Below are 11,566 nucleotides of genomic sequence, written 5' to 3' on the forward strand. Positions count from 1 at the left end.
GGGGGGGGGGGGGGGGGTTTGGGGGGGGGGGGGGGGGGGGGGGCGCCGCCCCCCCCCCCCCCCCCGGGGCCGCCCCCCCCCACCACCCCCCTCCGTCAGGAACACAGTTTCCATTTGGGGAGGCGTAAAGGGGGGGCAAGATCTGCAAGAGCCTGCGCCTGCCGCCTCCTCGGAGATACCAGAAAGAATGGGACGTTAGCGGCCTCGATCGTCGGTAACAGCGAGTACTATTTACTTATGCAATCAGTGACGGTCGATCTTGAGGTCGCGTCCACCATGCAATTGGTGAACGCGCTCTCCGCCATCGCCACTGAACTCGCCAAGCGCGAAGTGCCGGAATCTCCTGCGGCCTGCCTGGAACTCACCGAAACCCTTGTGGCCGCCTTCGATATGCAGGAAAGCGCCCTCGCCGGATTCATCGGCCGGGTCGACGCCACAGGAGAACAGGCCCGCTGGGGATATCCATCGGCGCAGGCGTGGCTGCGGTCCCGGCTCGGCATGCGCGACGGCCGCGCCAAGGAGCGACTGACTCTCGCTCGGCAGCGGCATCGCCTGCCTCGGGTATCCGCCGCGCTCGCCTCCGGTGACCTGTCCTACGGCTACGCCGCCACTGTCGCCGACTCGGTCGCCCGCCTGGACGACACCGACTGCGCCGAGGCCGAGGCGACCCTGCTCGGCTTCGTCGACCAGGGATTTTCGGCCGGGAAGGTCGCCGCGTTCGGTCGGCGCATCCGCGACCTCATCGCTGAACGCGAGGGGACTGAAGACGCGCCTGTTGAGGATTCTCGGCGCGGTTACGACAAGTCGTGGCTCACGACGACGCGGTCGCTGGACGGCGGCCGGTATGTGAAGGGGTGGCTGAACCCCGAGGATGCGGCGATCTGGGACGGGAGTTTGGCGCCGTTGGCCAAGCCGGCGGGGCCCGATGACCGCCGGGACGTGGCGGAGCGGACGGCGGCGGCGCTGTCGAGTGTGCTGTCGGGCGGGCATAAGGCATCGAAGGTCACCGTGATCTGCGACTTGGAGACGCTGACCGGTGGTAACGCCCCGGCCCGCCTCACTGATGGGACGCCGATTCCTGCCGCTCAGGCCCGCCGCATCGCCCTCGCGGCGGGTGTCTCGCCGTTGCTGCTGGGGCGGGGGAACACCCCGCTGTACCTCGGCTACCGGGAACGGTTCGCCAGTGCAGCACAGCGGCAGGTGCTGGAAACCCTGTACCCGTCGTGCGCGGTGCGCGGGTGTGAGATGCCGGGAACGTTGTGCGAGGTCGACCACGTTCGCGGGTGGGCACTCGGCAGCCCGACCGATATCGATCAGCTCGCTCTGACCTGTGGATGGCACAACCGGTTCAAGCACGCCAGCCCCGACCAAATTCAGATCACCAAGGATTCGGACGGGCGGTACGTCTACCGGCTGCTGCCACCAGCGGGCGCCCGGCCCGCGACCGGAGCCGGGCCACCCGGCAGCCCCCTCGGCTCGGCCGCATAACGATCACATTCGACGCCACACCGGCACCACCCCGAGCCGCTTCCGCGAGGACGCGGCCGGAGGAGGTTTGCCCGGAGGCCCTTGTCGGTGACCGGGCGTGGTCGCGGCGGCGCGCCCCTTCGCGATCATGTTCGGAGGTCCCGCCTGCTCTCGCACCTTGCCGTCCGGATCCGGCTCGCCGCGCTTGTCGCGCTGTCGGTACCGGCGGGGCTCGTGACTGGGCGCACGCCACGCTGGCCCCGAGTCCGAGCCGACCGCCTACCCTCGGGTGACCCGGTGGAGCACGCCGACGCCGCGCACCAGGGCAGGATCGTCGCGTCCACCGACAGCCGAAAAGATGGCAGCACCGTCTCCACTTGGGAGAGCATCTACGGCCCAGACTGGAGCCGGGAGGCGTATGTCCCTGCGGGCCGCCGCGAGCTGGTCTGCGGGAGAAGGGGAGCGCGGGACGGTCAGCGGGTCGTGAGTGCCGCGTGCACGGCGGCGCGCAGGGCCGCGCCAGTGACCAGCAGGACCGGCCCTTCCGGGTCTTTGCTGTCCCGCACCGCCACCGCGTCCGCCACCGCCCCGGCCGCGTCCGCCAATTCGATGCAGTTGCCGCCGTTCTCGCCGCTGCGGCTCGCCTTACGCCAGGTGAGCCCGGCCAGCTCGACGCAATCGCCACCGTTGGAGCCGGTGTAGCTGCTCTTGCGCCAGGTGAGGTTCGTCAGGTCCATTTCTCCAGCGCCTCTTTCAATCTGTCCCGGGACATGTCTTCGGGGAGCGCCCTCGCACGCAGCTCTCTGAGTGATTCGGAAAGTTTGGCGAGGTCGGCGGGGTTGTCGGTCGTGATGCCGCGCACCGTCGTCTCCATGTAGGCGACCTCACTCCGGTCCTCCTTCGTAGCCACCACGAAAGCGCCTCCCGTGCCCGCCGGACGCCCGTCGTTCCGGACGATCTGGATGGTGATGTTCGGACGCTCGCTAAGGGCGATCAGATGCTCTATCTGCTCCCGCATGACCTCAGGCGAGGTCACCAGGTAGTCGAGAACGTATTCGCTCAAAAGCGCGACCAGCGCCGTGGGAGGTGCGTCCTCACGAGTGAGGATGGCCTGCCGAGCCATGCGCGCCTCCACGGCTTCGTCGGACTTCAGGAAGCCGCGGGCATAAGCCGGTGTCTGGAGTAGGCCTGGGACGATCGTGTGCTCCCAGGTCACGAGTTCCGCGGCGTCCGACTCGGTCTGCGGCCAGTCGAACCAGATCGGTACCGGGTGGCCGTCTCGGTTCAGGTCCTCCCATAGGCTGAGAAGCGAACCGCCCGCATCCAGGTAATCGTCCACCGTGGTCACGAATGATCGGGTGGCGCGCTTCTTCCCGTTCTCGATCCGGCTGACCTGGGCGGGGCTGACCTTGGTGAGGTTGGCGATCGTCTCTTGCAGGACGTCTTTGGCTTCTCGTAGCCGGCGCATCTGGCGGCCGAAGGCGACGAGCGCGGGGGGACTCGTTGGGACGCTGACGCCGTGCAGGCATGATCACTTACCTCTCTCGGTAACTTGCAATCACGTCTCTGTGCTTGCCGCTGCAATCCGCTTTGAAGGGGCATGCCAACTCTAACTCCGAAAGTGACTGAATGTGTGTTGTCAGCCACACACGGTGAGGAGATCGAGCATGGGCGAGGCACGGCGGGAGAACGAGATGGTGGTGAAGCAGGACCTCGCGGTCGTTGCGGAGGTGCGGAGGTTCGTGCGGCTCGTCACCGGTCAGTGGGGCATGGACGACTTCGTGCCTTGCCTGGTGGCCAGTGAACTGGTCACCAATGCGCTGCGGTACGCCTCGGCGTCCGATGGCGATGTGACGTTCCGGATCGGGCGCGTCGAGGACGGTGCGTTGTGGATGGAGGTGCAGGACGCGTCGTGCGGCCTGCCGTGCGTCCAGCGGGCCGACACCGTCGGCGAGGCCGGGCGGGGCCTGGTCATCGTCGACCGGTTCACACGCTGCTGGGGTGTGCGGCCGGTCGGCGGGGGTGCGGGCAAGGTCGTCTTCGCCGTCCTTGACCTGTGACGTGCCGCGCATTCGTCACGTTGCCGTCGGGCGCGGGAAAGCGGAAGATCATCTGGGCTTCGGCGGGGCGGCCGAGCATGCAGGGGCTTTTCCCTTCTCGGTGAGGATCCCCATGTGCCTTGATGGACGATGCGAGCGGCACGCCGCCGCGCTTCCGGCCGATGACGGCGCGCACACGCTGGACCGGCGGCGGCTGCTGATGGCGGCCGCGGCGGGGGCGGCGCTGACGCTGGTCCCCGTCTCCTTTCCGCAGGCGCGGGCTGCGGCGGCGTCTCCCGGGGAGGTCAGCCGCACCGTCACCGGGCACCTGGAGACCGGCGCCGCCGACTTCGTGTATCTGCCCGTCGAGGTGCCGAAGGGCGTGCAGAAGATCGCGGTCGAGTACTCCTACGACAAGCCGGCCGTCCCGGCGGGCACGCCCGGCAACTCCTGCGACATCGGCATGTTCGACCAGCGGGGGGTCAAGCTCGGCGGGAAGGGCTTCCGGGGCTGGTCCGGCGGCTTCCGGACCTCGTTCGAGATCAGCGCGGCGGAGGCCACGCCCGGGTACCTGCCCGGTCCGATCGGGGCCGGGACCTGGAACATCGTCCTCGGCCCGTACCAGGTCGCGCCGCAGGGGATGAACTACCAGGTCAAGATCACCCTGACGTACGGGGCGACCGGCGCGACCTTCACGCCGAGGTATCCGCCCACGAAGGCGAAGGGGCGCGGGCGGGCCTGGTACCGGGGCGACGGGCACCTGCACACCGTCCACTCCGACGGGCGGCGGCTGCCGTCCGAGGTGGCGGCCGGGGCGCGGGCGGCGGGGCTCGACTTCATGGTGTCCACCGACCACAACACCTCCTCGTCCCACGGCGTCTGGGGCGAGTTCGCGGGGGACGACCTGCTCATCATCACCGGTGAGGAGGTCACGACCCGCAACGGGCACTGGCTGGCGCTCGGCCTGCCCGCCGGGGACTGGGTCGACTGGCGCTACCGTGCCCGGGACGACGGTTTCGCCCGGTTCGCGCGGCAGGTGCGCCGGTCCGGCGGCGCGGTGGTGCCCGCCCATCCGTACTGCCCGTACGTCGCGTGCCAGTGGAAGTTCGGCTACGACGAGGCCGACGCGGTCGAGGTGTGGAACGGTCCGTGGACCTATGACGACGAGTCGGCGGTCGACACGTGGGACGCGCGGCTCGGGGAGGCGGTGCGGGCGGGCAGGGGCTGGTCGCCCGCGATGGGCAACAGCGACGCGCACAGCGAACCGCAGGTCATCGGGCTGCCGCAGACCGTCGTGCAGGCCGACGAGCTGAGCACCCGCGCCGTCCTGGACGGGATCCGCGCCGGACGGAGCTGGATCGCCGAGTCGTCGGCGGTGAACCTGGCGTTCACCGCGACCGCTGGAGGACGGAAAGCGGGGATCGCTGACACGCTCGCCGCGAAGGCCGACGCCCCCGTGGACGTGCGGCTGGAGGTGTCCGGTGTGCCGAACGGCACCGTCCGGTTCATCACCGACGAGGGCCAGATGCACCAGGAGTCGCTTCCGGCGTCCGGCGAGGGCACGGTGGTCTGGCGGACGACGACGTCGCTCGCGGCGTACGTGCGGGCGGAGGTCCGCCATCCGATGGCGGACGGCAGCCCCGGCAAGGGCAACACGATGGGACCGGCTCTGGTGTGGGGGCCGATGGCCGCGCTCACCAATCCGATCTTCCTCAAGCGCGCTCGCTGAGGACGTCGCGGACGGTGCGCGGTTCGCGCCCGAGCAGCTTGCCGAGCAGGGGGTCGACTCCGGCGAAGAAGCCTTCGGCCGCCGCCCGGTAGCCGCCGAGCATCAGCCGGGCCAGGGGTTCGGGCAGGCCGACGGCGATGCGGGCGGCGACCCGCGCGTCCGCGGGGACCACCTCGGCGCGATCGTGCGTCCGGTGACCTCGGACGCGATGTCGGCGATCTCGGTGAACGTCGGTGCGGCGCCCGCGGTCAGGGTGACCGGCCCGTCGTAGCCGCCGTTGGCGGCGAGGATGATCGCGGCGGCCTCGGCCTCGTCGTCGCGTGCCGTCCAGGACATCGGTCCGTCGGCGGGCACGGTGATGCGGCCCGTCTCCCGCCAGTGCCCGAGCAGCCAGTCGAGGCTGTGCGCGTAGTAGCCGTTGCGCAGCCTCGTCGACGCGCCCGGCGGCACGGCGGACGGGCCGGCCGCGACGGCGGTCGCGTTCCGCGCCATCGCCCCCGGTCTGACGGCTCTGACCGAGGGCGAACGGCGGCTGCTGACCGAATGGCTCGACCGGGTGATCGCCGGCGAGGTCACTTGATGAGCGGGTCGCGGGGGAGGCGGAGGATGCGCTCGGCGATCTGGTTGCGGGTGATCTCGGACGTCCCGCCCGCGATGGACATGCCGCGGGAACCGAGCCGCATGCGGCCCGCGAACGCGCCGAGTCCCTCGGAGAACACCAGCTCGGGACCGGCGAACGCGGACAGCAGGTCCGCCGCGGCGTGGCCGTGCTCGGCGAGGACGAGCTTGGTGATGTTGCCCTCGGGGCCGGGCTCGCCGCCCGCGACGGCGCGCTCCGCGCTGCGCAGGTTCAGCAGCCGCAGCGCCTGCCCCTCGGCCTCGTGGGCGCCGACGCGCTCGGCGCCGCCCGGGACGCGGTCCGGGTGCTCGGTGCACAGCTTCACCAGGTCGGGCATCGGGTAGGCGCCGCCGACCCCGCCGCCGATGCTGACCCGCTCGTTGCCGAGCGTGGCGCGCGCGACCGTCCAGCCCTGGTTGGGGGTGCCGACGACGTCGGAGTCGGGCACGAAGACGTCGGAGAAGAACACCTCGTTGAACTCCGAGTCGCCGGTGATCTGGCGGAGCGGGCGGACCTCGACGCCCGGGTGCTCCATGTCGATCACCATCATGGTGACGCCGGCGTGCTTGGGCGCGTCCGGGTCGGTGCGGACGGTCGCGAAGCCCCAGCGGCAGTAGTGGGCGCCGCTCGTCCACACCTTCTGGCCGTTGACGATCCAGCCGCCGTCGGTCTTCACCGCGCGGGTCTTCACCGACGCGGCGTCCGACCCCGCCTCGGGCTCGCTGAACAGCTGGCACCAGATCTCCTCGCCGAGCAGGGCGGGCCGCACCCAGCGCTCGACCTGCTCCGGGGAGCCGTGCTGGATGATCGTGAGGATGTTCCAGCTGGTGATGCCGTACTGGGGCCGCTTCACGCCGGCGGCCTTGAACTCCTCCTCGATGACGAGCTGGAGCCCGGCGGGGGCCTCCAGGCCCCACGGCTTCGGCCAGTGCGGCTGGACGTAGCCGGTCTCGATGAGGCGGACGCGCTGCTCCTCCTTCGGCAGCGCGGCGATCTCGCGGGCCAGCTCGCGGACCTCGGCGCGCCTCGCCTCCGCCTCCGGCGGCAGGTCGAGGGTGGTGGCGCGGACGACGCCGGCGGCGAGCAGCCGGGTGACGTCGCGGGCGGCGGCCTCCGGGTCGACGACCGCCTCGATCGCGGCGGCGCGGCGCATCAGCAGGTGCGCGTCGTGCTCCCAGGTGAACCCGATGCCGCCGTGCACCTGGATGTTCAGCCCGGAGTCGTCGAGGAACGCCGGGACGGCGAGCGCGGCGGCGACCGCGGCGGCCAGCTCGAACTGGTCGGACGGCCCGGACGCGGCGCGCGCCGCGTCCCACACGGCGGCGGTGCCGAGCTCGGCGGCCACCAGCATGTTCGCGCAGTGGTGCTTGACGGCCTGGAACGTGCCGATCGTGCGGCCGAACTGCTGCCGGACCTTCGCGTACTCGGTGGCGGACTCGACGCATTCGAGCGCTCCGCCGACCGCCTCGGCGGAGTAGAGGGTGCGGGCGATCGCGGTCGCGTGCGCGGCGGCGCCCGCGATGACCTCCGCCGGCGCCCCGTCCAGCCGGACGCGGGCGGCGCGGCGGGACGGGTCGAGGTTCGCCGGCACCTCGACGGTCACGCCCGCCGCGTCCGCCGCGACGATCGCCACGTCGTCGCCCGCGACGAGGAGCAGCAGGGCGGCGAGGCCGCCGCCGAGCACCACGGCCTCGCCGGACGCCAGGCCGTCCCGCACAGTGACCGAGCCGTCCAGGCCGAGCGCGGCCGGGGTCTCGCCGGACGCCAGGCCGGGCAGGAGCCGGCCGCACAGCTCGTCGCCGCCGCGCGCGGCGATCACCGCCGACGCCGCCATGGTCGGGACGAGCGGGCCCGGCGCGGCGGCCCGGCCCAGCTCCTCGGCGACGACCACGAGCTCCGGGAGCCCGTACCCGCCGCCGCCGTGCTCCTCGGGCAGGTGCAGGCCGAGCAGGCCGAGGCCGGCGAACTCCTTCCAGAACGCCGGGAGCGTCTCCTCGCCGGCCTCCAGCAGCGCCCGGTTCGCGGCGCGCGCGTCGTGGTCGCGCAGGAACGCGCGCGCCGTCCGCGCGAGCTCGCGATGCTCCTCGCTGATGGCGATCGCCATGGATCCTCCCAGGGTGTTCCGCGCCCGCGGCGCGATGTCGGAGTGGTGCCGCTCAGCTAATAATTGCTCGCTTACACCCCGCCCTGTCCACCGGCCCCCCGCGGACGCTCCTGGACCACCCACGCGTTCCCGTCCGGGTCGGCGAAGAACGCCATCGTGCTCCACGGCTCCGTCCCCGGACCTTTGACCTGCGCGCCGTTCTCGAAGTGGACGACGTCGCCGACCGGGACGCCGCGTCCGGCCAGCTCCTTGTGCGCCGCGACGACATCGGAGACGACCAGTGTCAGACCGCTGAGACCGCCGGGGGAACCCCCGGTCACCAGGTGGATCGAGCAGCCCGAGCCGGGCGGGGTCAGCTGGACGATCCGCATCCCGCCCGGGACGGTCCGGTCGAGGTCGACCACGAATCCGACCCGCTCGCCGTAGAACTCTTTGGCCCGGTCCACGTCGGAGACGGGCACCGGCACGACTTCCAGCTTCATTTCCATGGCGGAACAGACCTGCCCCGGCGCCGGAAATCATCGCGCCTTCAACTCGGTCAATCGCCCGGGCCGGCCTTCCCGCCGGGCTTGCCGTCATCGTCCTGCTCGTCCTCTGCGTTCTCCGGGGGCTCCTCATGCCCCTCGCCTTCGGAGTCGTCGGTGGCGGCGGCGACGTCGGGGGGCAGGTCGTCGGGCGGGTCGCGCAGGGCGGGCCAGGCCCGGTACACGACCGCGGCGATCGGCACCGCGACGGCCGCGCCGGGGATGCCGCCGAGGATCCCGCCGACGCTGATCGCGAGGATGATGGCGAGCGGGTGCAGCCGGACGAGCCGGCCGACCAGCAGCGGCTGCAGCAGGTGGCTCTCCGCCTGGTGCTCGACGATCAGCACGCCGAGGAAGATCAGCGCGATGGCGCCGCCCTTGGCGGCGAACGCGACGGCGACCGCGAGCGCGCCGCCGACCAGGATCCCGACGATCGGGATGAAGCTCCCCAGGAAGATCACCACGGCGAGCGGCGCGACCAGCGGGACGCCGAGGACGGCCAGCACGACCGCCAGCACGACGGCGTGGATCGCGGCGACCATGACGGTGCCGTGCACGTACTGCGACAGCGTCTCCCAGGCGGCGCGGCCGGCCCGGTCGATGCGGGGGCGGTAGCGGCCCGTCCCGCCGATCGTCCAGTCCCAGATCCGCGCGCCGTCCTTGAGCAGGAAGAACGTGATGAACAGCAGCAGCACGATGGCGGCGAGCACCTCGACGGTGACCGCGCCCGCCTGCACCGCGGTGTTGGCGAGCTTGCCGCGCCGCTTCTCCAGGTAGTCGATGCCCTGGTCGATGGAGTTCTGGATCTGCGAGTGCTTGATGTGCAGCGGGCCGGTCTCCAGCCAGTGCTGCAGGGAGCGGGCGGTGGACTGCACCTCGTCGGCGAGCTTGGGGAACTCCTCGTTCGCCTGGATCCCGACGAACGTGCCGATCCCGCCGAGCACCGCGAGCGCGAGCAGCATGGTGATCCAGGTGGCGGCGAGGGACGGCAGCCCGGCCCGCTCGAGCCGGGCGGTGAGGGGGCGCAGCAGCGCGCACAGGAACAGCGCGATCGCGCACGGCAGGAAGACGATCTTCAGCGTGCCGATGATCCACACGAGGCCGTAGCCGACCGCGCCGATCGCGATCAGCCGCCAGGACCAGGCCGCGGCCGCGCGGAGCAGGGGCGGCGCCGGTGGCGAGGCCGACGCCGCGGACCGCCGGTGTCGATCGTCGTTCATCCGCGTCCCTCCGCCGGGACGCCGGTCTTCTCCCCCACTCCTTGAACTCTATGCGCCCGGCCGCCTCACCTGCGGCGCCCGCGCTCAGCCGCCGCGCCGGAAACCCCTGACCGCGAGGGCGGCCGCGGCGGCGCCGACGGCCGCGCTGACCGACAGGGCGGCGACCGCGTCGGCGAGCGCCGGTTCGCCGAGCGCGACCGAGCGCGCCGCCCGGATCCCATAGGTGGCGGGGTTGGCGGCGGCGACCGCGCGCAGCCAGCCGGGCAGGGCGCTCGCCGGGACGAACGCGTTCGAGGCGAAGACCAGCGGGAACGTCGCGAGGCCCGCGACGCTCTGCACCAGCTCGGCGTTGCGGATCCAGCAGGCGATCGCGATGAAGATCCAGCCGAGGCAGCAGCCGACGGCGAGCGCGAGCGCGGCGGCGCCGAGCGCACCGAGCGGCCCGCCCGCCGGGCGGAACCCGAGCAGCGCCGCCGCGAGGACGAGCAGCAGCAGCTGCTGGAGCGCGCAGCGGACGGTGTCGGCGGCGCTGCGGGCGAGCAGCACCGACCCGGGCCAGATCGGCATCGACCGGAACCGCGCGATGATCCCGCTGCGCATCTCCTGGGTGAGCCCGACCGCGGTGTTCAGCGCCGCCTGCAGCGCCGACGTCACCATGATCGCCGGGACGAGGAAGTCGACGTAGCGGACGCCGGACGGGAAGCCGGGCGCCCGCGCGACGCTGCCGAACAGCTGGCTGAACATGCCGAGCATCAGCAGCGGCCCGAGCATGCTCGCCACGACGAGCCGCGGGTCGAGGACGAGCGCCCGCAGCGACCGGCCGGTGAGGACGCGCAGCTGCGTCCAGATCCCGGCGTCCTGCGGCGGCGCGGCGGAGGCGGCGGCGGAGCGCGCGGGCGCGACGGCCGTCATGACGCGCCCCTCGCCGCCGCGTCCGGGCGGGCGGGCCCGGTCAGCGACAGGTACACGTCGTCGAGGGTCGGCGCCGTCACCGCCAGCTCGTAGTCGCCCATGACCTCGGCGTCCAGCGTCCGCGCGACGACAGCGAGGTCGCGGGGGCCGGTCAGCGGGACGGCGATGACGTCGCGGCGCGGGTCGTACTCGGGGCCGAGTCCCTCGGTGCGCAGCGCGCGGGCGGCGGCCCGCACCGCGTCCGGCCCGGCGAGCCGCGCGGTGGCGGTGCGCCCGCCGACGCGGGCCTTCAGGTCGGCGGGCGCGCCGGACGCGACGACCCGGCCGCCGGCGAGCACGGTGATCGTGTCGGCGAGCCGGTCCGCCTCGTCGAGGTACTGGGTGGTGAGCACGACGGTCGTGCCGTCCCGGACGAGGCGCTCGACGACCGTCCAGGCGGCGAGGCGGGCGGCGGGGTCCAGGCCGGTGGTGGGCTCGTCGAGGAACAGCACCTCGGGACGGCCCGTCAGGCTGGCCGCGAGGTCCAGGCGGCGCCGCATCCCGCCGGAGTAGCCGCGCACCGGCCGGTCGGCCGCGCCGGTCAGGTCGAACATCTCCAGCAGCTCGGCGGCGCGGCGGAGCGCGTCGCGGCGGCCCGTGCCGCGCAGCCGGGCGACCAGCACCAGGTTGTCGCGCCCGGAGATCTGCTCGTCGACGGCCGCGAACTGCCCGGTCAGCGCGATCCGGCGGCGCACCTCGCGGGACTGCCGGACGACGTCGTACCCGGCGACGCGGGCGGTGCCGGCGGTGGGCCGGCACAGCGCCGCGAGCACGTTGACCAGGGTATGGACCGCCGCGTCCACCTGCGCGCGGTCCGACACGTCGACGCCGCCGAAGGGGGACGCCTCGTGGCCCTTCTCCCGCACCTCCGCGGCGACCCGTTCGGCGGCGTCCGCGTCGAGGTCCAGGACCG

General features: G+C 72.6%; 12 protein-coding genes. 3 read left to right on the plus strand and 9 right to left on the minus strand.

Features of this window, described 5'->3' with window-relative positions:
* Positions 1–237: 237 nt before the first annotated feature.
* On the plus strand, positions 238–1,488 hold the full coding sequence (locus F8568_RS28550; protein WP_151596780.1) for an HNH endonuclease signature motif containing protein: 1,251 nt from the start codon (positions 238–240) through the stop codon (positions 1,486–1,488).
* Between the two features lie 452 nt (positions 1,489–1,940).
* Here the strand turns inward: F8568_RS28550 and F8568_RS28555 are convergent, their stop codons facing one another.
* Both F8568_RS28555 and F8568_RS28560 read right to left on the minus strand, forming a co-directional pair.
* Complete coding sequence (locus F8568_RS28555) at positions 1,941–2,204, minus strand: DUF397 domain-containing protein (RefSeq protein ID WP_151596781.1); 264 nt, start codon at positions 2,202–2,204, stop codon at positions 1,941–1,943.
* On the minus strand, positions 2,195–2,992 hold the full coding sequence (locus tag F8568_RS28560) for a helix-turn-helix domain-containing protein (protein ID WP_268896401.1): 798 nt from the start codon (positions 2,990–2,992) through the stop codon (positions 2,195–2,197). Before F8568_RS28560 ends, F8568_RS28555 begins: the two co-directional genes overlap by 10 nt.
* 142 nt (positions 2,993–3,134) lie before the next feature.
* Between F8568_RS28560 and F8568_RS28565 the strand changes: the two genes are divergently transcribed.
* A complete protein-coding gene (locus tag F8568_RS28565; protein ID WP_151596783.1) occupies positions 3,135–3,527 on the plus strand; it encodes an ATP-binding protein in 393 nt (130 codons plus the stop codon).
* Between the two features lie 112 nt (positions 3,528–3,639).
* On the plus strand, positions 3,640–5,235 hold the full coding sequence (locus F8568_RS28570) for a CehA/McbA family metallohydrolase (protein WP_160573791.1): 1,596 nt from the start codon (positions 3,640–3,642) through the stop codon (positions 5,233–5,235).
* Here the strand turns inward: F8568_RS28570 and F8568_RS28575 are convergent.
* The 7 genes from F8568_RS28575 to F8568_RS28605 form a co-directional block, all read right to left on the minus strand.
* A complete protein-coding gene (locus F8568_RS28575) occupies positions 5,219–5,407 on the minus strand; it encodes a hypothetical protein (RefSeq protein WP_151596784.1) in 189 nt (62 codons plus the stop codon). The two genes, F8568_RS28570 and F8568_RS28575, sit on opposite strands and share 17 nt — an antisense overlap.
* The gene (locus tag F8568_RS28580) at positions 5,338–5,727 is read right to left on the minus strand and encodes a Rossmann-fold NAD(P)-binding domain-containing protein (protein ID WP_160573792.1); all 390 of its coding nucleotides are present in this window, start codon (positions 5,725–5,727) and stop codon (positions 5,338–5,340) included. Before F8568_RS28580 ends, F8568_RS28575 begins: the two co-directional genes overlap by 70 nt.
* Before the next feature lie 80 nt (positions 5,728–5,807).
* Positions 5,808–7,958, minus strand: a complete 2,151-nt coding sequence (locus tag F8568_RS28585) for an acyl-CoA dehydrogenase (RefSeq protein WP_151596786.1) — start codon at positions 7,956–7,958, stop codon at positions 5,808–5,810.
* A gap of 71 nt (positions 7,959–8,029) precedes the next feature.
* Positions 8,030–8,440 (minus strand): VOC family protein, encoded by a 411-nt coding sequence (locus F8568_RS28590; protein WP_236009260.1) that lies wholly within the window; start codon positions 8,438–8,440, stop codon positions 8,030–8,032.
* 56 nt (positions 8,441–8,496) lie between these two features.
* Positions 8,497–9,702 carry an AI-2E family transporter gene (locus tag F8568_RS28595; RefSeq protein ID WP_151596788.1) on the minus strand — a complete coding sequence of 402 codons (1,206 nt, stop codon included), beginning with the start codon at positions 9,700–9,702 and terminating at the stop codon, positions 8,497–8,499.
* A gap of 84 nt (positions 9,703–9,786) precedes the next feature.
* The gene (locus F8568_RS28600) at positions 9,787–10,614 is read right to left on the minus strand and encodes an ABC transporter permease (protein WP_151596789.1); all 828 of its coding nucleotides are present in this window, start codon (positions 10,612–10,614) and stop codon (positions 9,787–9,789) included.
* Positions 10,611–11,566: ATP-binding cassette domain-containing protein (locus tag F8568_RS28605; protein WP_151596790.1), on the minus strand; the 956-nt coding region annotated here is incomplete at its 5' end. The genes F8568_RS28600 and F8568_RS28605, both read right to left, overlap by 4 nt.

This window comes from Actinomadura physcomitrii (assembly GCF_008923205.2).
In the GTDB taxonomy this organism is placed as follows: Bacteria; Actinomycetota; Actinomycetes; order Streptosporangiales; family Streptosporangiaceae; genus Spirillospora; species Spirillospora physcomitrii.